This window comes from Lacinutrix sp. C3R15 (assembly GCF_018860825.1).
In the GTDB taxonomy this organism is placed as follows: Bacteria; Bacteroidota; Bacteroidia; order Flavobacteriales; family Flavobacteriaceae; genus Oceanihabitans.
This window is the reverse complement of sequence record NZ_JAHKPZ010000034.1, coordinates 186,575-208,218: the sequence shown is the minus strand read 5'-3', so window position 1 is coordinate 208,218 and position 21,644 is coordinate 186,575. Positions and strand designations below refer to the sequence as shown.

Here is a 21,644-nt window from a genome sequence, read left to right as displayed (position 1 = left end):
AAAAAGTAGGTAGCGATTTATCAATTTACTTTCACAAACTTTAAAGGTTCTTTATTAAAATTAGGGGTCACTATATAATATATTCCATTAGTTAAATTAGAAACGTCTATATAATGTGTTTTTGTATTATTTAAACGAATTGTTTTTACTAATTGACCTAAAGTATTAAAAATATTTAGTTTTTTGTTATTGATTTCTTGATTGTTAGTTTGTAAATTTAAGGTATTAGAAATAATATTAGTGCCAATTATTTCATAATAATTTGATGTTATATATTCTGGAATGCTTAAAAATTGCTGATTGGTTTGTATTTGTAAGGTAACTGGAAGATGGTCACTAAAATTATATAAAGATTCTCTAATTTCTAACGAATAATCTGTTGTGTTAGGATTGCTGTCTTCTGCACAATTTGCCGAATTGATTTCTTGATTATAGCAGTTTACATTAGCATTGTTGCCAAATACTTGATAAGAATTTTCTACAAAAAACACATCAGAATTTTCTCCTGAAGCATTACTCATGCTTTCTGATGCTAATATAAAATCAAACCTATCATCAAAACCACCTGTAGCACCACCTAAACCTGTTGTGGTCCTGGTAGACTGTGTAAATACATCTATATAATTGGTGTTATTATGCCAAGAGCCTATTTTATCAGCTGGATCTGTAAATATAATATGGTTTTGTGTATTTATTAATTCTTGAAAAGCAGGTTCAGAACTTCTATATAAATTTAAATCACCAGAAAGTAATATGTGACTGTCTTGTGGCAGATTGTTTAAATAATTTTCTAAATCTTCTACCATTTGTAAACGTAATGCTTGGTTGTCAACACCATCTGAAGCTTTTAAATGGCCAACTATTACTTCAAGATATAAAGGGTTTACGTCTTGGTCTGTAGTATTAAGTTTTAATTTATAATGATTAAAATCTCTATAAATGGTTGTAATTATGGTTTGGCTTTGTAAACTAAACTTGGTGTTATCAAAAAAAAGAAGGTTTTGCAAATCGTTTTGATTGCCTAATGTATCATCAGAAGTGTTTAACTCAAAGTTTGCCATGGCATAGTTTGGGTTTATTTCTTGCTGCATCATATTAATAATGCTATTGGCACCTGCTTGGCTATTTAATTCACAAACCATAAAAATATCGGGTTTGTAGTCGTTTAAAATAATGCTTAAATAATCTATTCTGTTTTCAGGTACGGTTTGCAGAGGGAAATTTAATACATTATAAAACATAGCATTAAAAGTATCTTGAGATAAGACACTTTTAATGCTTAGTAAACTTATAAAAACTAGAAGTAGTTTTTTATTAAATTTAGTAGTAATCACTAATTAAAAATTAGGGCTAAAGCCATATTCTTTATAGAAGGCATCTAAGATATCTATAACTTCATCTTCTGTATCTACTAGATGAATTAAATCTAAATCTTTAGGACTAATATTATTAAATTTAGCTAATAAGGTAGATTTTACCCAATCAAATAAACCTTCCCAGAATTCTCTACCAACTAAAATAATTGGAAATTTTTCAATTTTATTAGTTTGAATTAAAGTAATTGCTTCAAATAACTCATCTAAAGTACCGAAGCCTCCAGGCATTACCACAAAACCTTGTGAGTATTTTACAAACATAACTTTACGTACAAAGAAGTAGTCAAAATCTAAACTTTTGTCATGATCTATGTAAGGGTTATCGTGTTGCTCAAAAGGTAATTCAATGTTTAAACCAACCGAAGTACCACCACCAAGGTGTGCTCCTTTATTACCAGCTTCCATAATTCCTGGTCCTCCACCAGTAATTACACCATAACCATGATCTACAATTTTATGTGCTACTTTTTCTGTTAGTTTATAGTATTTATCTTCAGGTTTTGTTCTTGCAGATCCAAAAATGGATACACAAGGACCAATTTTACTTAATTTTTCATAACCATTAACAAACTCTCCCATTATTTTAAAAATGGCCCAAGAATCATTTGTTTTCTTTTCATTCCATCCTTTTGGATGTTGTTCTTTTCTCATGTATTTTAATATTTATTTTTAGTATTTTGTTTTTTCAGCAACTTGCTAATTTAGTTCTTTTTTTAGCACAGTAACAAAACTAGATACTATTTTTTAATTCAATTCTTTCTTTAAAAACTTGGCAGTATAGCTGGTTTTATGTTTTGCCACTTTTTCAGGTGTTCCTTCTACTAAAACTTCACCACCATTTTTTCCGCCTTCATAACCAATATCTATAATGTGGTCTACGGTTTTAATAACATCTAGATTATGTTCAATAATTAAAACGGTATTTCCTTTGTTGGCTAGCTTGTTTAATACAATCATTAGCACTCTAATGTCTTCAAAATGTAATCCTGTAGTAGGCTCATCAAGAATATAAAAAGTGTTTCCTGTATCGCGTTTACTTAATTCTGTAGCTAGTTTAATACGTTGTGCTTCTCCTCCAGAAAGGGTGGTACTTTGTTGTCCGAGTGTAATATAACCCAAACCAACATCTTTAATGGTTTTTAGTTTTTTATGAATTTTAGGAATGTGCTCAAAGAAATCAACAGCTTCATTAATGGTCATGTTTAAAACATCACTAATGCTTTTTCCTTTATAGCGAATTTCTAAAGTTTCACGATTAAATCTTTTTCCTTGACAAGTTTCGCATTCTACATATACATCTGGAAGAAAATTCATTTCAATAACACGTAAACCACCACCTTGACAGGTTTCGCATCGTCCTCCTTTTACATTAAAACTAAATCTTCCTGGTTTATAACCACGAATCATTGCTTCTGGTATTTTAGCAAATAAACTACGTATTTCGCTAAATGTACCTGTATACGTAGCAGGATTACTACGTGGTGTTCTACCAATTGGAGATTGGTTTATATCAATTACTTTATCTATGTGTTCTAAGCCTTTTATACTTTTGTAAGGCATTGGTTTTTTTACGCCATTAAAATAATAGGCATTAAGAATAGGATAGAGGGTTTCATTAATTAAAGTAGATTTTCCGCTACCAGAAACTCCTGTTACGCCAATCATTTTTCCTAAAGGAAATTTTACAGATACATTTTTTAAATTGTTTCCTGTACAGCCTTTAAGTTCTAAAAATTTTCCGTTTCCTTCTCTACGTGTTTTAGGAACTTCAATTTGCTTGCTTCCGTTTAGGTATTCTGCAGTGAGTGTATGGTGTTTTAAGACTTCTTGAGGAGTACCTTGGCTAATAATTTCGCCTCCATGTTTTCCTGCATGCGGACCAATATCAATTACATGATCTGCTCTTAAAATCATGTCTTTATCGTGTTCTACAACAATAACCGAGTTGCCAACATCACGTAAAGCTACTAATGAGTTTATTAGTTTTTCGTTATCGCGTTGGTGTAAACCAATACTAGGCTCATCTAAAATATAAAGTACACCAACTAATTGCGAGCCTATTTGAGTGGCTAAACGAATTCGTTGTGCTTCTCCACCAGAAAGGGTTTTAGAGCTTCGGTTTAGTGAAAGATAATTTAAACCAACATCTAATAAAAACTGTAATCTTGCTTTGATTTCTTTGATGATTTCTTCGGCAATTTTTAGTTGTGTTTTAGATAGGTTTTTGTGTAAATCTTTAAACCATGCTGCTAAATCAATTATATCTTTATTGGCTAATTCTGCTATGTTTTGGTTGTTTATTTTAAAGTAAAGCGATTCTTGGCGTAAACGTGCGCCATGACATTGACCACAATCCACTTTATCCATATACTCTTTTGCCCAACGTTTTAACGAGGTAGAATCTGCATTTGCATATTGGCTTTCTATAAAGTTAGCAACACCTTCAAAATCTATTTTGTAATCTCTTTTAATACCTAGTGTTTTGCTATCTACCGTAAATTTTTCGTTTCCACCATATAAAATCATTTGTTTGGCTTCTTCCGGAATATCTTTATAGGCATCACTTAATTTAAAGTTATAGCGTTGTGCAATTAATTCTAACTGTTTAAAAATCCATGAATTTTTTTCTGGACCATGAGGAGCAAGGGCTCCATTTTTAATAGAAAGGGATGGGTCTGGAATTATCTTTTGTTGGTTAACTTGATACAAAGTACCAATTCCGTTACATTTAGGACAAGCACCTTTTGGTGAGTTAAACGAAAAATTATTAGGTTCTGGGTTAGGATATGAAATACCGGAACTAGGACACATTAAACTTCTGCTGAAGAATCTAGTTTCGTTCGTGTCTTGATCTAAAACCATAAGTACGTCATTACCATGATACATGGCAGTATTTATGGTTTCGGTTAAACGTTTATCATTATCTACAGATGTATCAATTTTTAATCTATCGATTACAATTTCAATATCATGATTTTTGTATCTGTCTAGCTTCATACCTTTTACAAGGTCTTTTATTTCGCCATCTGCTCTAACCTTTACAAAGCCTTGTTTTGCAATTTGCTCAAACAATTCTCTATAATGCCCTTTACGGGAACGCACAACAGGAGCCAGAACATTAATGCGTTTACCCGAAAAATTTTCTATTATTAAAGCTTTTATTTGCTCATCATTATAGCTTACCATTTTTTCGCCAGTGTTGTAACTGTATGCATCACTAGCTCTAGCAAAGAGTAGACGTAAAAAATCATAAATCTCAGTAATGGTGCCAACGGTAGAACGTGGTGATTTGCTAGTTGTTTTTTGCTCTATAGCAATAACAGGAGAAAGACCATCAATTTTATCTACATCAGGACGCTCTAGGCCACCAAGAAACTGTCTTGCATAGGCAGAAAAAGTTTCAATATAACGTCTTTGCCCTTCGGCATAAATGGTATCAAAAGCTAATGAGGATTTTCCGCTACCAGATAAACCAGTAATAACCACTAGTTTTTCTCTAGGAATAGTAACATCAATGTTCTTTAAATTATGAACACGAGCACCTTGAACTTCTATATTTTCTTCGAATTTGGACATAAATTTGCAAAGGTGCGAAGATACAGCTTTTACTTGTCTTTAAGAAAGGTAATTAGTTAGGATTTTATTAAAACTAGGATACTAGATAACTTTAAAATTTAATTTTTGTTTTGCATTTTAAAGGAAACATTACTTTGTGTTTTAGCGTGTTTTAGTAAATAATTTGGTAAATAAATTACAGATAGAAAGTCTGCGACAATTTTTTGTAAGTAGGCTAGAACTAGCAATAAATTATATAGGATGTTAGCTTTTAGTATTTTTAGCTAAATATGTTTTGTCTAATTCTTTTGCTATATCAATTGCTTCTTTGACAACCTCTTTTGGATAATCATTAATTTCAAGTATTCTAATAGCGTTTCTGTTTTTTAATTTTCCTACTTTTAGTTTGTAATCAAAACCTACATTCTTGTCATGTACTGTTTCGCTAAAATGAAACAATTCGTATGCATTTGAAAGCATATCTGTTAATTCTATGTCGTGAGTTGAAACCAATACTTTATTGTTATGCTTTGTTAGAGCAGATAAAACAGATTTTCCAGCAGAAATACGCTCTACTGTATTTGTACCTTTAAATAGTTCATCTAAAAGAAAGAGGTTTTTATTTTTGTTTTCACTCTCTTTAAGCATTTCCTTAATAGTTACTACTTCTTCAAAATAATAACTTTTATCATTCATTAAATCATCACTTATTCGGATGGCTGAAAACACTTTTAATAAAGGAAAACTCATTGATTTTGCAAAACAAGTATTAATGGTAAGTCCTGTGATTATATTTAGTCCAATGGCACGAATAAAAGAAGTTTTTCCAGACATATTTGAACCTGTAAGAAGTATGGATTTTTCAGCTATTTCAATACTGTTTGTTGTGCAATTAATAATTAAAGGATGACTGATATCTTTAACAATAATTTTATCTCCATCATTAATAGTTGGCAAACAGAATGTTTCAAGTCCGTTTCTTAAAGACGCTATTGAAATTAGCATATCCATATGTCCAACAAAATTAAATACATTTTCTATGTCTCCTCTTTTGTTATTTAGCCTTTTTAAAACTCCAAATAATAATAAAGGTTCAAGTAAAAACAGTGTTTTAAAAATCTCAAATACAAGCCAAGCTATGATTTCAAATTCTCCTTGAAGTTTGGCTTCAAGTGAAAAAAATGACATTTTACTTTTAACTTGATTTATTAATTTGATGGACTTTGGTAAGTCAGGATTTATTTTTTTAAATAATGGGTTGGTAAATAAATGAGAAGCGACATTATTAAGTCTTAAAAGTTGCGGAATTGAACTCACATACTGAACTAAATTATTTTTGTTCCAATAATGTAACACAAAATTCACACAAAAGATACCTAATAAAACTATGAAAAATATAGGATTAAAATAGGCAAAAATCAATGAAACTAAACTTGTAAACGACAATAATTTTATAACAAAAAACCATTTTGGTGGATTTATATGCTCTTCTTGAAATAATGTAGTTATGTAGTATGCATCTTTATGTTTTAGTTTTTCAATCTTTTTTTGAACCGAAATTCTTAATTCTGGGTTTTCAGATAATTCAGTTATTATTTCTTCGTTCAGCTTGGTTTGCTTTTTATTTACTTTTATTGTCCGAAGAGTATTGTATAAGTATTGTTGACCAACTTTTGAATTCGTTCGGTCAAGAAACATAAATAAATCATCAAAATCTAAGTCGTTACAGGTTTTATCTGATAATACTTGATGTGCTTTTGAATTGTCTTTTTTTCTGAAGTATTTTTCAATGCTGTCAAAGTCAAAAGAATCATCTTTCAATGCTCCAAAAGATTCTTTTAACCTTTGGTTTATCTCTTTTTTTCTATTGAATTTTAGTTGAGAAAAAGTGTATTTAATTTGAAATAATATGTCTTTAATCATTAAACAATTAGTGTATAATTTCTATTTAATGTTACAAAACATGTTTCGTTTCATGTTTGTTTGGTGAGTTTTTGCATTTCTGTAAGGCTGTTGTTTTTTGCAGAAAAAGCAGACGTTACAAAAGCGCAACGACGTTGGTGTTAGCTAGAGCTATTTTTAAGGTATTAGGATTTATTGCTTTCTTTTGATGTATTTTTTTTATCAAGTGTGGTTCCTATTCCGACTCCAATAGCTATTCCTAGACTAAGCCATAATCCTAGATTATCGGTTGCAACTCCAACAGCGGTTCCTATTCCAACTCCAATCGCAATTCCAATTGCTAGTTTGTTATTTTTTTCATAAAGATCTTATTATTTAAATTTTTTGATGTCTATTTTGTTCAAGATATAATGTCATTACAGACACCAATATTATTAGTACTCTTGTGGTATTAAATGTTACAAATCTTATTTAGAATCTTTAGTATATTGCTTATAAGTGTTTTTAAAATAATTGTATCTAGCGTTATTGATTATGAGTTCGTTACGTATTTAGGTGACTAATTTAGCCAAAAGAAACCGAATATAAATTTGTGATGATTTTTGTAAGTAGGCTAGAACTAGCAATAAATTATATATGTTGCTGTATGTAGTTTATTATTCAGTAACTCTAATGTGGTTTTCCCAATAATCTCCTCTTACAATACTAAGAGTATCGCTTATAAAAGTAAATTCTGAAGTGTAATCAAATCCAAACTCAATTTTAAATATTGCCCTATTAGCAATAAATAAGGTGTCTGTTATTAAATAAGTAGATTCTACTTCAATTATGTTATTTATTTTTTCAACGTATTCAAGGTTGTTTTTGAATTCAACCATTTTTGTGTAATCTCCTGTTGAATACCAACAATCATCGGCAATTCCTCCACAGCTTGAAACCATATTCCATTTTCCAGTTATACTTGGGTATTCTAATTCGGTATCTTCATTAGTTATAACTGTTTCATCATCAGCGCTACACGAAACAAGGCTAATTCCTAGAATGAGGATAGAAACAAATTTTTTCATAAGGTTTGTTTTTTTTAAGATACTTTAATTCTCATTTGGTTGCGTTAAATTACAACGTTGATGTATAAGAATAGTGCGGTTTTGTGTGCGAGGATTTTCCGAAGGAAAATCAGACGTAACAAAAATGCACTGACTCTTGATTAAGCACTAAACTACGCATTATTTTTATACGGTGTTGTGCATAGTTTTTATTTTTCCTTAATCAATTCTGTTATCAATAATTCATTCTCTAAAAACGGATTCATAAATTCATTTCTAAAATTCATAATAGCTTTATGGAAATTCTGACAATCATTTTTAGTGATAAGTTCGATATGATTATTATTTTTTAATTCAATTTCTTTCCCAAGCTCTAAATCTTTATGCAAATCTAATTCCGTTGTTTGAAGTAAAGGTTTTTTATGTAAAATCTTATTCCTCAACGAAATCAGTTTTTCAAGAGTCTTTATTGTAAAACAGTCGGAATTAAAATAATATTTCGATTTAGTAACTATGTTTGGTGTTGAGTGTAGTTTGTTTTTAAAGCTTATGTTTATAAGACTATCTGCGAAATTTTTATAATCAACAGGTCCAAATTCGTTTATATAATAATGAAAAATGATATAATTCAATGAAGCTTCTAGGGTACTTGAACATAAAGTAACATATGCGAAATTCATATAATTTATATCATATTCACTCTCTAGATAGTTGTAAACACTTTCTAAATTCCGATAATAAATTTCAGTATCATCAAGATGGAAATAATTTTTTCCATTTTGTTTAAACATTGAAACTTTTCTTTTCATTTGAGTGAGTTTAAATTATGCACAACTTATTTATACACGTGTATAACCAACGCTTTATTTCTATTATAGGTTGTATAAAAGTGGTTTTTATTGAAACGATCTAAATAATACAAAGGTTTTATGAATTCAATATATTAATAGCGAGAACAATATAGGAAATTTCTTCTTTTGTTTATTAAGGAAAATCGTAGTTTATTTATTATACCTAATATTTTATTACTATGTTTTTTCTGCAACTAAAACGATGACTGACGAACACTTTATTACTTGCCTAGTTTGATTTTGAAGTTAGTACAAAAGATGAAATAAAGGATAGGTTGTGTTTTTGTAAAAGATATTGGTTGTAGTAATGTAGCCTATATTTAGGACGGGTCATAATTAGAATAAAATAGCAAAAAAAAGCTTATAAAATCAATGGTTCCATTTAATAAGCCAATATTATAGTGTCTAAATTTAATGAAGAAAAGTGTTTTTTTTTACCTGTGTTCTTTGTTGGGCACTGGCTTTTTAATTTTTTAGTCAAAAACTTATAATTTGGTCAGTTTGTATTTATTATATTTTCCTAAATTAATCTCACTTATTTCGGGGTTTCTTTTGGAATAAACTACTTTGAATGTCATTCCAACACATCCTTTCTTATTATTATCTTCCTCATCGCATTTAAAAGAAGAAACAGCCTCCTGTCCTTCATATTCAATTCCATCAACAGAGTATTTATAAGTAACCCAGTTTTTACCTTGACTACCATAGGAATAATTTATGATTTTAGTATTAGTAGAAACACCAAAATCAATGACCTCTCTTTTTTGTTTGTAGTTAAAAAAATAATACAAAACACAAATGGCGACAATTATCAATATCGCTGTTATTTTGTTTTTATTCATTTTGTAATTCCGATAGATTTAGTTTACTCACTTATTTTAGTTTTTCACCCAGTTCCTCAGCTTGTGCCCAACTACTTACTAAAGATAGTTGTTAATAAATAATTTGATTGTGATACTATAAACAGCTTATGTCTTCTAGTTCTATACCTAAAACTAAAAGTTTATGAAAAGTAGGAAGCATTGCACCTGTTTTTGTAATTGTCCAATTGCTCCAAGAAGCTTCTAAACCATCAATAGGTAAAATAGAGGTCCATAATTTAAAACTTGTTGGTTTACCAGAAGGATCTAATTCCCATAAATAAGAGTCTCCAGGAGTAGAGCCTCCAGAAGTGTAGGTAATAAGTAAAGCGTCTTTATTATCTTTTGTTTTAACCAATCTTCGTTCTGTACCTGGATCTAAAACTTTGTAAGGAGCTACTAACCAAAAAGTATCGTTGTTAAAATAGCTTGTAGCTTTTTGTATGAAGCTTGTAGCATCTTTAGCAGCAACTTTTTGCTCTCCTTTAAAGGCTTCGCTTTTAGCAGTATTGTTAAAATCTAAATATACTTTATAGTTTTTCCAATAGACTTCACAAGTGTTTTCTTTTTTATTCCATTTATAATGGTGTCTTTTTTTAAAGGTAAACTCTATATAATCTGTAGCTTTATATTTTTTATAATCTAAGGCATCTAGCATTTTATAAGCTAAAGCATCTGCTTGTTCACCTTGTATTCCTGAAGGTAATTCTTGGTTGTATTTAAAATATAAAAAACCAAAAAAAAGAAAGCTAGGTAAGGTGAAGAAAATAATTACTCCTGCTATTATTTTTAGTATTTTTTTTAGGTTTGTTTTTTTAGCCACTTTCTTTGTTTTTATGTCTATTAGTTTAAAAGGTATATTAGATAATTAAAAGTTTAATTTATATTAATTTTCTAATTGCTTCTCGTGTACTTAAAGGTTTTAAGTTATTTGATTTTACAAAGGTAAGCACATCTTTTGGATTATAACTACCATATTCTCTAAGTGCCCAACCAATAGCTTTTTGAATGAAAAACTCATTAGAATTTTTATGTTTTAAACATTGATTAAAAAGTAATTGTTTGTTGGTGTTTTCTTTATAACCCAATTGAAAAATAATGCTGCATCTGTTTAGCCACATGTTATTAGAGTTTGAAAAATCACGTATTATCTTTTCTGTTTCGTTAGGATGAATAATCAAGTATTTTCCTAGAATTTGTTTGGCAATAAAATCTACAGAATCCCACCATGAATTTGTAGTTATTAGTTTTTCAATTAAATAGATGTCTTCTTTTTTGTAAGATTTGCGCAGTTGTTTTTCAAACAATTCTATGGCACATAAATGCATTTCACGTTGCTTAAATTGATATAAATCAAAAGTTAAGGTTCTTATGGTATCTCTAATTTCTAATTGGTGTTTTTGAGCCAAAGGTTGTAGTAAGTCTCTACGCAGCTTAGCTTTTATGCCATAAAAATCAAACCTGTTTTTTAAATAGGCTTTCATTTGAGCAGCAAATTCTAGATTTTCATTTTTGCTAAAAGTATTGTCTAGTGCTGAAATGAAATTCATAATAAGCAGTAGTTTTATTTGTTATTAAAATCCAGAAGCAGCATCATCACCACGTCTGTCTGCGCCACCTTCTAATTTGCCATTATCTAAAACTAAAATAGCATCAACTTTACCTATAACAGGAGCATCTTCTTCATTAATGGTATAGCCTTTTTCTTGTAAGTTTTTAATGGTTTGGTCTGGAAAAGAATAAGGTTCCATCATGATTACATCTGGCAACCATTGGTGGTGAAAACGAGGTACATTTACAGCGTCTTGCATATTCATTTTGTATTCATGAACATTTAAAATGGTTTGCATTACCGAAGTAATAATAGTAGAGCCTCCAGGAGAACCAACAACCATATGTAGTTTACCGTTTTTTTCTACAATGGTAGGTGTCATTGAGCTCAACATGCGCTTTTCTGGTAAAATACTATTGGCTTCTGCACCAATTAAACCATATACATTAGGTATACCAGGTTTACTAGAAAAATCATCCATTTCATTATTTAAAAAGAAACCTAGTTCACTACAATACAATTTAGAACCATAGCCAGAATTTAAGGTGGTGGTTACAGAAACTGCATTACCAAAAGGGTCTACAATAGAGTAATGTGTGGTTTCATTACTTTCTATAACCTCTACTGTTCCATGAGATACGTCTGTAGATTTTGTAGCTTTTTCAAACGAAAAATCTTGCATTCTGCCTTGTAAATAAGCACTACTAATTAATTGTTGTTGTGGTACATTAACAAAATCAGGATCGCCTAAATAAAAACTTCTGTCTGCATAGGCACGACGTTCGGCTTCTGTAATAATCTGGATAGCTTTAGTAGAGTTATGTCCTAGTTTATCTAAATCATAAGGTTCAATCATTTTCATAATTTGTGCCAGACAAATACCACCACTAGAAGGCGGAGACATGGAAATGATGTTTAAATCATCATAAGAAAAAGTAATAGGTGTACGCCATTTAGGTTTGTAATTTGCTAAGTCTTCTTCGGTTATAATACCTCCATTATCTTGAATGTGTTTTGCTAGTATTTTTGCCGTTTGTCCTTTGTAGAATTCATCAGGACCATTTTTCATGATTCTAGTTAGGGTTTCGGCAAGTTTTGGAAACTGAATAACATCATTTTCTTTCCAATCTTTGGTAAAAAGAAAATCAGATTTATTGGCTAATTTAAAGTCTTCTTGTTTTTCCGCTAGGCGAATTTCCTGTTTTTTGGTTACTATTATCCCTTTTTTTGCAAGTGCAATAACTGGTTTCATAATAGTTTCAACAGGTAGTTTCCCAAAACGTTTATGTGCTTCAAAAGTACCAGCAACAGTGCCAGGAATACCTACAGCCATAGCACCACGAGTACTTAAGTTAGGAATGATATTACCAAGCGAATCTAAATACATGTTTTTGGTTGCAGCTAAAGGAGCTTTTTCTCTATAATCTAAAGCACCAATTTCTCCGTTTTCTAATCGATATACCATAAAACCACCACCACCAAGATTTCCTGCATATGGATAGGCTACTGCTAAAGCTAAATCTGTAGCAAGCATAGCATCAAAAGCATTACCACCTTGTTTCATTATAACTGCACCAATTTTTGAAGCTTCTTCACGCGCAGAAACAACCATTGCTTTTTCTGTAATTAGTCGTGTTGTAATTTTTTCTTCTTGTTTTTTACAAGCGCATAAAACAATACTTATGAGTAGAAATAAAATGTGTTTTTTCATAATAGTTTCGTTTTGTTTAAAATTGCATGGTGGCAAGCAAAGTTATTTTATTGTTTTTATCTGGTTTGTAATTCTAGTAATTTGGTTTTTGAAAAAGCAATAAGTTCTTCAAAAAACCGTGTAAATTCATCCTCAAATTCGTTATAAAATTCAAGTAGTTCTTTTACTGCTAGATTCATTTTAGAGCGGTTTTCTGTTCTTCGGTTCATTCCTTCTAAAACTTTGCTAATACCTTCAATAGAGGCATAGCTTAATAACCAATTATCTGCTATCATATAAGGCATCATTTTTTGAATTCTTGTAGGTAAAATTTCAAAATTATCTTGTAACGAATCGTAAAAATTATTGGCATAATTTTCTAACGGAATGTTGCAATAGTTGCTCCAGTTTTTAGCAAGAAAATGATCGTATAATATATCTACAATAACTCCAGAATAATGGCTGTAATTTTTATGCAAACGTTTGGTGCTTTCTCTAACCGTTTTATGTGCATCTGTAAAGGTATCTATTTCCCTATGTAATAGTATACCAATTTGTATGTCTTTAGAGAATTCTTGATACTTTTTACCTCTAATGCCGTCGGCAATAAAGTTACCAATAGTAATTAATTCGTTGTTTCCAGAAAGGTAAATGTGTGCTAAAAAATTCATTCTGTGAATTTACAAATTCATAACATAAGATTCCCAATTTGAAATATTATATTTGTTGCAAACATTAAATATTTATGACTTTAATAAAATCAATTTCTGGAATTAGAGGAACTATAGGAGGGCAAGTAGGTGATAATTTAACACCTTTAGATGCTGTAAAATTTGCAGCTGCATATGGTACATGGTTAAAAGAGCAACGCTATAAAGAACACTATAAAGTTGTGGTTGGTAGAGATGCTAGAATCTCTGGTGAAATGATTCAGAATTTGGTAATGAATACTTTAGTTGGTCTTGGTATTGATGTGGTAGATTTAGGTTTGTCTACAACACCAACTGTTGAAATTGCTGTGCCAATGGAACATGCAGATGGTGGTATTATTTTAACGGCAAGCCATAATCCAAAACAATGGAATGCTTTAAAACTTTTAAATGCAAAAGGCGAATTTTTAAATGGAGTAGAAGGAGAGAAGATTTTAAAAATAGCAGAAGCAGATACCATGCAATTTGCCGAAGTAGATGACTTAGGAGAAATAACAAAAAACCAAGCATATATAGATTTACATATTGATGAAGTTTTAAATTTAGACCTAGTAAATGTAAAAGCTATTAAGGATGCTAATTTAAAAGTAGTGGTAGATGGTGTGAACTCTACAGGAGGAATTGCTATTCCAGAATTACTAGAGCGTTTAGGTGTACATCCTGTTAAATTGTATTGTGAGCCTAACGGACAATTTCCGCATAACCCAGAACCTTTAAAAGAGCATTTAACCGACTTATCTGAAATGGTAGTTAAAGAAAATGCTGATTTTGGTATTGTAGTAGATCCAGATGTAGATAGATTGGCATTTATGGATGAAAATGGGGAAATGTTTGGAGAAGAATATACCTTGGTTGCTTGTGCAGATTACGTTTTAAGTAAAACGCCAGGAAATACAGTAAGTAACATGAGTTCTTCTAGAGCTTTACGCGATGTTACAGAAAAGCATGGAGGTACTTATGAGGCTAGTGCTGTTGGAGAAGTAAATGTGGTAGCTTTAATGAAAAAGAATAAGGCAGTAATAGGAGGTGAAGGTAATGGCGGAATTATCTATCCAGAATCTCATTATGGTAGAGACTCTTTAGTGGGAGTAGCTTTGTTTTTAAGTCTTCTAGCCGAAAAAGAAATGCAGGTAAGCGAATTACGTAAAACCTACACGAGCTATTTTATGAGCAAAAAGAAAATTCAACTTACACCACAAATTGATGTAGATGCGGTTTTAAATACCATGCAATCGCGTTATGCAAATGAAAATATCACCACTGTTGATGGTGTTAAAATTGATTTTGCTGAAAATTGGGTGCATCTTAGAAAAAGTAACACCGAACCAATAATTAGAATTTATACCGAAGCAAAATCACAAGAAATTGCAGATGCTTTAGCAGATAGGTTTATTGCAGAACTAAAAGAAATTGCAGGAATTTAATAGACAATAAAAAAAATCCTTAAAACAATGTTTTAAGGATTTTTTTTACTTAAAGTTATTTAAACTTAGCAGGAACTTTATCTTTATGTTTCCAGCGTTTATGTGTCCATAAATAATATTCAGGAGCTTCTAGTATTTGTTTTTCTACTAATTTTAAAAACATATCTGTAATTTCATAGTCTTTATAGTCGTTGGCATTTAAAGCGAGGGTTTTAAATGAGGTTTCATAATAGCCACGTTTTATTTTTTTAACACCAAAGAAAACTACAGACATATCTAAACGTTTAGCAAGCATTTCTGCTCCTGTGTGTACAGGAACTTTAATGCCCATAAACGCATTCCAGTGAAAAGCTTTTTGCGCTTTTGGTGATTGGTCAGATACAAATCCGCTAATAGATAGTTCTCCGGTTTTTTTAGATTCTAATAAAGTAGGAATAGTTTCTTTAGTAGTAATTAAATAGCTATTGTATCTAGCTCTAATACGTTTAACCAAAGCATCAAAATATTTGTTGGTTAAGCGTTTGTATACCGCATAACCTTTTCTGTTAACGTAGGTTTGTAGTATAAAAATCCATTCAAAATTTGCATAATGTGCACACATTAAAGCAATGTTTTTATCTGTTTTTTCTAACTCTTGAATAAGTTCTACATTAGTAAATGTGAAATGTTTTTTCATTTCCTTTTCAGAAATAGTTAATGATTTTATAGATTCTAAAATCATATCACATAAATGGTGAAAAAATTTTTTAGAAATGCTAATGCGTTCTTTTTCGGTTTTATCAGGAAAAACAAGTCTTAAGTTATACATAACTGTTTTCTTTCTGTAACCAATTACATAATAGACTAAAACATATAAAATATCTGAAATAAAGTATAATACTTTAAACGGAAGAATAGAAATAATCCATAAAAATGGATAAATTAAAATGTAAGCAAGAAATTGCATGAAATAATTTTAGATTTGCAAGAGCAAATATATGTTATATTTGATTTAAAAGTTTCAAATTTATGGGCAATTTAAGTATTGTAACAATAGTAATTATTGTTGCAAATGTGTTAATCTCTTATAAGGGGTTTAATGATTTTAATTTTTTTGATACATATAAGTTTCATGTAGGAGGTATAAAACGTGGTGAAAAGTTTAGAATGTTTAGTTCTGGTTTTTTACATGTTGATACACAACATTTATTGTTTAACATGTTAACCTTATACTTTTTTGCCGATATTGTTATACAAGATTTAGGTACCTTAAGTTTCTTATTTGTTTATATTGGCAGCTTGTTACTTGGTAGTTTATTGTCTTTATATTTTCATAAAGACGAGTACCATTATAGTGCTGTTGGAGCTAGTGGTGCTGTAACCGGTATTTTATATTCTGCTATTTTATTGCGTCCGGAAATGAGTTTGTATATGTTTTTTGTACCTATACCAATACCTGCTTATGTGTTTGGAATAGGATACCTTTTATATTCTATTTACGGAATGAAAAATAAAGTGGGTAATATTGGGCATGATGCCCATTTTGGAGGTGCAATTGGTGGTTATATAATTACACTGTTTTTGGCTACTTGGCTTTTTAAAACAAACTTGTTAATGATTGGTTTGTTAGCAATACCAATTGTATTATTGTTTGTTTTAAAACGAATGAATAAGATGTAAAAAGAAGAAATAAACTAAAAAAAAGCTGAAAATTAATTCAGCTTTTTTTTATATAATAATTTGGTATAAAAACAAGTTTCCTTGCTTATTAGTTTAGCAATGCTGCTATCTTTTCTTCTAAAGCAGGACCTCTTAAATTTTTTGCAATTATTTTACCCTCTGCATCAATAATAAAGGTTGCAGGAATAGCATTGATATTAAACTCTTTTGCAATAGGGTCATTAAAATATTTTAAATTAGAAACATGATGCCAAGTTAAATTATCTTTTTCAATAGCATCTAACCAAGCTTGTTTAGCATCTTTTTGTTGTGGTGTACCATCTAAAGAAACACCAATAATTTCCAGCCCTTTTTCATGGTATTTTTCATATACTTTTACCACATTTGGGTTTTCTTTTCGGCATGGTCCACACCAAGCAGCCCAAAAATCAATAATAGTAACCTTTCCTTTAATTTCGTTTAAAGAAATTGTTTCACCTTCAGGATTTGGAGCAGAAAAATCTGGAACTATACTGCCAACTGCTGTTTTTTCATTTGCTTTAATAAATGTGGCTATGGCTTTTCCGGCTCTTGTGTCTTTTATTGTTTGGTCAAAATTAGCATATAACTCTTTTCCTTTTGCAAATTCAATTTTGTTGCCCATTAAAGCGCGTTCTAAAATAAGAGCAGATAAAGTGGCGTCTTTATTTTTTGTCATGAATGCAATGTCATTCTCGTCGTTTTCTTTTAAAATGCCTTCATAAGTTTTTCTAAGTTCATTTATTTTAGCTGTATCTTGATTTCGCTTTGCAATATTAAACTCTTCAGATAGCTTTTTGTTTTTGTTACGTAGTGTTTGAACAAAATCCTGATATTCATTAAAATAATCGTTTTGTTTTCCTCCTTGAATATCTGAAGCAAAAATACTATCTGTATAAATATTTAAATTAATCTTTTCATTATCAATTATAAACGGAAGACTACTCTTTACTCCGTTAATGGTAAGAAATACCATGTCTGAGCTCTCTACTTTTCCGTTTAGGGTAAATGTATTATTGGTAACTCTTGCAGTGTCTAAAAGCACTTTTTTTCTGCCGTCTGCTTTTAAAAGTTGTACTAAACTATTGTCTTGCGGATTGTCTAATTTTCCATGAATTACATAACCTTCATTTTTTTCTTTAGAACAAGAAATTAAAAAAAGAGAAATACATAATACGGATATAATTCGTTGCATAAAATTGTTTTTTTTACCACAAATATAAGAGTTATAACTAATTTATTTTCAAAATGTAAATATGTTAGTTTTATTTTAACAATTGCTTACTTTTGTATCATGATATTAAATGATACAATTGTTGCACTAGCAACTCCTTCAGGAGCAGGAGCTATTGCTGTTATAAGACTTTCTGGACCTGAGGCAATTACTATTTGTTCTACATTTTTTAAATCAATTCACAATAAAGATTTAAGTAAACAGAAAACACACACCATTCATTTAGGTCATATTATTGAAAACAACAAAACTTTAGATGAGGTTTTAGTTTCTATTTTTAAGAATCCACATTCCTATACAGGAGAAAATGTTATAGAAATTTCTTGTCATGGATCTATATTTATTCAGCAAGAAATTATACAATTGTTTTTACGTAATGGTTGCAGAATGGCTAATGCAGGAGAATTTACTTTACGTGCTTTTTTAAACGGAAAATTAGATTTAAGTCAGGCAGAAGCTGTAGCAGATTTAATTGCTAGTGATAATGAAGCATCGCATCAAATAGCTATGCAACAAATGCGTGGAGGTTTTTCTTCAGAAATTGCGAAACTACGTGAAGAGCTTTTAAACTTTGCTTCTTTAATAGAATTAGAACTTGACTTTGCTGAAGAAGATGTAGAATTTGCAGACAGAACACAATTTAAAGATTTAGTAAATAGAATTGTTTTTGTGTTAAAACGATTGATAGATAGTTTTGCCGTTGGAAATGTGATTAAAAACGGAATTCCGGTTGCTATTGTAGGGGAACCTAATGTTGGTAAATCTACATTACTTAATGCCCTTTTAAACGAAGAACGTGCCATTGTTAGTGAAATAGCAGGTACTACTAGAGACACCATTGAAGATGAAATAGTTATTGGTGGCATTGGTTTTAGGTTTATTGATACTGCAGGAATAAGAGAAACAGTTGATGTGGTGGAAAGTATTGGTATTAAGAAAACTTTTGAAAAAATAGAACAAGCACAAGTAGTAGTATACCTATTTGATGCAGAACAATTTAAAACCGATAGTGAAAAATTTATTGTTGAAATTGAAAAAATAAAGAATAAATACCCTTTAAAACCATTGGTAGTAATAGCTAATAAAGTAGATAAATTATCCAATACAGAGGTAGAAACATTAAAAGCAACTATAAATAATCTACATTTATTATCTGCTAAAACAGGAGTTGGAGTAGAAGAGTTAAAAGAAAAACTTTTAGGTTTTGTAAATACTGGAGCTTTACGTAATAACGAAACTATTGTTACTAATTCTAGGCATTATGATGCACTACAAAAAGCATTTGAAGAGGTAACCAAAGTAAAATATGGTTTAGAGTCTAGTTTGTCAGGAGATTTGCTTGCCATAGATATTAGGCAAGCTTTATATCACTTTGGTGAAATTACAGGAGAAATTACAAGCGATGATTTATTAGGTAATATCTTTGCTAATTTCTGTATCGGGAAATGATAATTGGTTGTACTTATATTTAAATAATTCATTTATTTAAAATAAATCTTTAACCTCTTTAAAGGTTATTTCTTTAAAACTTGAAACCACTTTATTTGCTAATGTATAATCTTGGTTTTTAGAGTTTAAACTATCGTAACCAATACAATAAATTCCAGCATCATAAGCTGCTTTTATTCCGTTAGTAGAATCTTCAATTACCATGCATTCTTCTCTTTTATAACCAGAAGCTTCAGCTGCTTTAATAAATATTTCAGGATGCGGTTTAGAGGCCTTCAAGTCTGCTCCACTTAATTTTGCAATAAAATACTGGTCTAAATCAAAACGAGTAAAAACATTGTTAATAGTAAGCATCGATGCAGAAGAGGCTAGCACTAAGGTTAATCCGTTATTGTAGTAGTCTTTAATTATGTCATGTACACCATCAATTAAACCTAAACTAGAATCATTAAAAAAAAGATCTTTAAAATGATATCGTTTTCTATCAACAAGTTCATTAGCAGGAACATCTAATTTAAAATGGGTACATAATCTTTTACAAACATTTATTGTAGATTGTCCTGTAAAAGACTGGTATAAAGCATCATTAACTTCTAGTTTATAGTCATTAAACATGCCGTAATATGCTTTGTAATGTAGCGGCTCTGTGTCTACAATTACACCATCCATATCAAATAAAACAGCTTTTACCATTATAAATATATTTTTAAAAGCGAAGATATAAAAGCTAATTTGTTTTCTTTCATATTAGGCGTTACATTTAAGTTATTTATATAACTTTGTAAGGGTAAAATTGTTATTATGCTAGAAGAATTACAACAACATTATGGTTATTTATTTGAAGATGAATTGCTTCAAGAAATTAATAACGTTGGTACGTTTAAAGATATTCCTGAGGGTTTCAAGTTAATTGAAATAGGCGATTATATAAAGTCTATGCCTCTTTTGGTTAGTGGTGCCATTAAAATTTTAAGAGAAGACGATGATGGAGATGAACTTATTCTTTATTTTATAGAACAAGGGGATACTTGTGCTATGACATTATCTTGTTGTTTAGGAAATTCTAAAAGTGAAATTAGAGCCATAGCAGAAACAGACACCAAGTTAATTATGGTACCAGTTTCAAAAATGGAAGAGTGGTTAGGTAAATATAAAACATGGCAACAATTTGTATTACAAAGTTACCATAATCGCATGTCTGAGTTACTGGAAGCCATAGATACTATTGCGTTTTTAAAAATGGACGAGCGTTTATTTAAATACCTAAAAGATAAAGCAATGGTTAACCATAGTGAAGTAATTCATGTTACACATCAAGAAATAGCAAGAGATTTGCATACGTCTAGAGTGGTGATCTCTAGGTTGTTAAAAACTTTAGAAATTAACAAAAAAATTGAATTGCATAGAAATAATATAAAAGTTATTGATTTGTAAATATGTAACCTTTGTTACTATAAAAGCTAAATATGCTAACTAAATTTGGCTTTTAATATTATTTAAATGGACTTACAACAAATAATAACTTATTTAGGTGCTTTTTTAATTGGAGCCATATTAGGATTAATAGGAGGAGGAGGCTCTATTTTAACCGTACCCTTATTAGTATATTTTTTAAGTTATAACCCCGTTATAGCTACTGCTTATTCCTTATTTGTTGTTGGCTCATCCTCATTGGTTGGTGTTATTCAAAAACATCAAAAAGGATTAGTTGACTTTAAAACTGGATTAGCATTTTCATTTCCATCTTTTATTGCAGTTTATGTTTCAAGAAGATTTCTTGTTCCTGCAATTCCTGAAACACTTTTTTCTATTGGAGGCTTTTCTTTAACTAAAGAAATGGCAATCATGATATTTTTTGCCATAATCATGTTGCTAGCAGCTATTTCCATGATTAAATCTAAATCTAAAAATCAAACAAGTAAAGGTGCACAACCCTATTACAAAACTTTTAGTCAAGGTGTGGTTATAGGTGTTATTACAGGGTTAATTGGTGCAGGAGGAGGTTTTTTATATGTGCCAGCATTAGTCCTTTGGGCAGGTTTAGATATGAAAAAAGCTGTAGGTACTTCATTAATAATTATAGCATTAAATTCCTTAATAGGTTTTTTAGGTGATGTACAAATATTAGATATTGAATGGCATTTTTTACTGACCTTTTCTTTTTTAACAATTATAGGCATTTTAGTAGGTGGTTACTTTTCTAAGTTTATATCCAATAAAAAATTAAAAAAGAGTTTTGGCTGGTTTGTATTAGCCATGTCTGTTTACATTGTATTAAAAGAGTTAGTTTTTTAATTATGTAACTAATGTTGCTGTAA

General features: G+C 30.1%; 19 protein-coding genes. 5 read left to right on the top strand and 14 right to left on the bottom strand.

Translation table 11 applies throughout. The annotated features are described in order from the left end of the window. Positions 1-20: 20 nt before the first annotated feature. The 11 genes from KO494_RS16115 to KO494_RS13055 form a co-directional block, all read right to left on the bottom strand. A complete protein-coding gene (locus KO494_RS16115; protein ID WP_215968066.1) occupies positions 21-1,334 on the bottom strand; it encodes a T9SS type A sorting domain-containing protein in 1,314 nt (437 codons plus the stop codon). Positions 1,335-1,337: 3 nt separating this feature from the next. Next, positions 1,338-2,027, bottom strand: a complete 690-nt coding sequence (locus KO494_RS13100; protein ID WP_215968065.1) for a TIGR00730 family Rossman fold protein — start codon at positions 2,025-2,027, stop codon at positions 1,338-1,340. A gap of 93 nt (positions 2,028-2,120) precedes the next feature. Then, complete coding sequence (gene uvrA, locus KO494_RS13095) at positions 2,121-4,952, bottom strand: excinuclease ABC subunit UvrA (RefSeq protein ID WP_215968064.1); 2,832 nt, start codon at positions 4,950-4,952, stop codon at positions 2,121-2,123. A 243-nt stretch (positions 4,953-5,195) separates the two neighbouring features. Beyond that, positions 5,196-6,854 carry a DNA mismatch repair protein MutS gene (locus KO494_RS13090; RefSeq protein WP_215968063.1) on the bottom strand — a complete coding sequence of 553 codons (1,659 nt, stop codon included), beginning with the start codon at positions 6,852-6,854 and terminating at the stop codon, positions 5,196-5,198. A 635-nt stretch (positions 6,855-7,489) separates the two neighbouring features. Next, positions 7,490-7,900 (bottom strand): hypothetical protein, encoded by a 411-nt coding sequence (locus KO494_RS13085; protein WP_215968062.1) that lies wholly within the window; start codon positions 7,898-7,900, stop codon positions 7,490-7,492. Between the two features lie 188 nt (positions 7,901-8,088). Then, positions 8,089-8,688: a hypothetical protein gene (locus KO494_RS13080; RefSeq protein ID WP_215968061.1), complete on the bottom strand. Its 600-nt coding sequence runs from the start codon at positions 8,686-8,688 to the stop codon at positions 8,089-8,091. Positions 8,689-9,215: 527 nt separating this feature from the next. Further along, positions 9,216-9,572 (bottom strand): hypothetical protein, encoded by a 357-nt coding sequence (locus tag KO494_RS13075; RefSeq protein ID WP_215968060.1) that lies wholly within the window; start codon positions 9,570-9,572, stop codon positions 9,216-9,218. A gap of 115 nt (positions 9,573-9,687) precedes the next feature. Continuing rightward, entirely contained in the window at positions 9,688-10,413 is a 726-nt protein-coding gene (locus KO494_RS13070; RefSeq protein ID WP_215968059.1) for a hypothetical protein, read from the bottom strand. Between the two features lie 58 nt (positions 10,414-10,471). Next, on the bottom strand, positions 10,472-11,140 hold the full coding sequence (locus KO494_RS13065) for a DNA alkylation repair protein (protein ID WP_215968058.1): 669 nt from the start codon (positions 11,138-11,140) through the stop codon (positions 10,472-10,474). 24 nt (positions 11,141-11,164) lie between these two features. Then, on the bottom strand, positions 11,165-12,853 hold the full coding sequence (ggt, locus tag KO494_RS13060; RefSeq protein WP_215968057.1) for a gamma-glutamyltransferase: 1,689 nt from the start codon (positions 12,851-12,853) through the stop codon (positions 11,165-11,167). 56 nt (positions 12,854-12,909) lie between these two features. Further along, complete coding sequence (locus KO494_RS13055; RefSeq protein WP_215968056.1) at positions 12,910-13,503, bottom strand: ACP phosphodiesterase; 594 nt, start codon at positions 13,501-13,503, stop codon at positions 12,910-12,912. A gap of 74 nt (positions 13,504-13,577) precedes the next feature. Here KO494_RS13055 and glmM point away from each other — a divergent pair, with 74 nt between their 5' ends. After that, complete coding sequence (glmM, locus tag KO494_RS13050; protein WP_215968055.1) at positions 13,578-14,966, top strand: phosphoglucosamine mutase; 1,389 nt, start codon at positions 13,578-13,580, stop codon at positions 14,964-14,966. A gap of 55 nt (positions 14,967-15,021) precedes the next feature. On the opposite strand, the gene KO494_RS13045 is transcribed toward glmM, so the two are convergent. Beyond that, positions 15,022-15,912 (bottom strand): lysophospholipid acyltransferase family protein, encoded by an 891-nt coding sequence (locus KO494_RS13045; protein ID WP_215968054.1) that lies wholly within the window; start codon positions 15,910-15,912, stop codon positions 15,022-15,024. A gap of 62 nt (positions 15,913-15,974) precedes the next feature. On the opposite strand from KO494_RS13045, the gene KO494_RS13040 reads away from it, so the two are divergent. Further along, positions 15,975-16,625 (top strand): rhomboid family intramembrane serine protease, encoded by a 651-nt coding sequence (locus KO494_RS13040; protein WP_215968053.1) that lies wholly within the window; start codon positions 15,975-15,977, stop codon positions 16,623-16,625. Positions 16,626-16,713: 88 nt separating this feature from the next. On the opposite strand, the gene KO494_RS13035 is transcribed toward KO494_RS13040, so the two are convergent. After that, complete coding sequence (locus KO494_RS13035) at positions 16,714-17,838, bottom strand: TlpA disulfide reductase family protein (protein WP_215968052.1); 1,125 nt, start codon at positions 17,836-17,838, stop codon at positions 16,714-16,716. Between the two features lie 99 nt (positions 17,839-17,937). Between KO494_RS13035 and mnmE the strand changes: the two genes are divergently transcribed. Further along, positions 17,938-19,326: a tRNA uridine-5-carboxymethylaminomethyl(34) synthesis GTPase MnmE gene (gene mnmE, locus KO494_RS13030; RefSeq protein ID WP_215968051.1), complete on the top strand. Its 1,389-nt coding sequence runs from the start codon at positions 17,938-17,940 to the stop codon at positions 19,324-19,326. A 36-nt stretch (positions 19,327-19,362) separates the two neighbouring features. Here mnmE and KO494_RS13025 read toward each other — a convergent pair whose 3' ends face one another. Continuing rightward, on the bottom strand, positions 19,363-20,019 hold the full coding sequence (locus KO494_RS13025; RefSeq protein ID WP_215968050.1) for an HAD family phosphatase: 657 nt from the start codon (positions 20,017-20,019) through the stop codon (positions 19,363-19,365). 108 nt (positions 20,020-20,127) lie between these two features. On the opposite strand from KO494_RS13025, the gene KO494_RS13020 reads away from it, so the two are divergent. Both KO494_RS13020 and KO494_RS13015 read left to right on the top strand, forming a co-directional pair. After that, complete coding sequence (locus KO494_RS13020; RefSeq protein ID WP_215968049.1) at positions 20,128-20,760, top strand: Crp/Fnr family transcriptional regulator; 633 nt, start codon at positions 20,128-20,130, stop codon at positions 20,758-20,760. Positions 20,761-20,826: 66 nt separating this feature from the next. Beyond that, positions 20,827-21,621: a sulfite exporter TauE/SafE family protein gene (locus tag KO494_RS13015; protein ID WP_215968048.1), complete on the top strand. Its 795-nt coding sequence runs from the start codon at positions 20,827-20,829 to the stop codon at positions 21,619-21,621. The last annotated feature ends 23 nt before the right edge of the window (positions 21,622-21,644 follow it).

Excerpts from the sequence above, each read along its gene's own strand:
- KO494_RS13085 (WP_215968062.1), bottom strand. The coding sequence starts at position 7,900 with ATGAAAAAATTTGTTTCTATCCTCATTCTAGGAATTAGCCTTGTTTCG.
- KO494_RS13065 (WP_215968058.1), bottom strand. The coding sequence starts at position 11,140 with ATGAATTTCATTTCAGCACTAGACAATACTTTTAGCAAAAATGAAAAT.
- KO494_RS13100 (WP_215968065.1), bottom strand. The coding sequence starts at position 2,027 with ATGAGAAAAGAACAACATCCAAAAGGATGGAATGAAAAGAAAACAAAT.
- KO494_RS13015 (WP_215968048.1), top strand. The coding sequence starts at position 20,827 with ATGGACTTACAACAAATAATAACTTATTTAGGTGCTTTTTTAATTGGA.
- KO494_RS13025 (WP_215968050.1), bottom strand. The coding sequence starts at position 20,019 with ATGGTAAAAGCTGTTTTATTTGATATGGATGGTGTAATTGTAGACACA.
- mnmE (WP_215968051.1), top strand. The coding sequence starts at position 17,938 with ATGATATTAAATGATACAATTGTTGCACTAGCAACTCCTTCAGGAGCA.
- ggt (WP_215968057.1), bottom strand. The coding sequence starts at position 12,853 with ATGAAAAAACACATTTTATTTCTACTCATAAGTATTGTTTTATGCGCT.
- KO494_RS13035 (WP_215968052.1), bottom strand. The coding sequence starts at position 17,838 with ATGCAACGAATTATATCCGTATTATGTATTTCTCTTTTTTTAATTTCT.
- KO494_RS13055 (WP_215968056.1), bottom strand. The coding sequence starts at position 13,503 with ATGAATTTTTTAGCACACATTTACCTTTCTGGAAACAACGAATTAATT.
- KO494_RS13045 (WP_215968054.1), bottom strand. The coding sequence starts at position 15,912 with ATGCAATTTCTTGCTTACATTTTAATTTATCCATTTTTATGGATTATT.
- KO494_RS13090 (WP_215968063.1), bottom strand. The coding sequence starts at position 6,854 with ATGATTAAAGACATATTATTTCAAATTAAATACACTTTTTCTCAACTA.
- glmM (WP_215968055.1), top strand. The coding sequence starts at position 13,578 with ATGACTTTAATAAAATCAATTTCTGGAATTAGAGGAACTATAGGAGGG.
- KO494_RS13075 (WP_215968060.1), bottom strand. The coding sequence starts at position 9,572 with ATGAATAAAAACAAAATAACAGCGATATTGATAATTGTCGCCATTTGT.
- KO494_RS13040 (WP_215968053.1), top strand. The coding sequence starts at position 15,975 with ATGGGCAATTTAAGTATTGTAACAATAGTAATTATTGTTGCAAATGTG.
- KO494_RS13080 (WP_215968061.1), bottom strand. The coding sequence starts at position 8,688 with ATGAAAAGAAAAGTTTCAATGTTTAAACAAAATGGAAAAAATTATTTC.
- uvrA (WP_215968064.1), bottom strand. The coding sequence starts at position 4,952 with ATGTCCAAATTCGAAGAAAATATAGAAGTTCAAGGTGCTCGTGTTCAT.
- KO494_RS13020 (WP_215968049.1), top strand. The coding sequence starts at position 20,128 with ATGCTAGAAGAATTACAACAACATTATGGTTATTTATTTGAAGATGAA.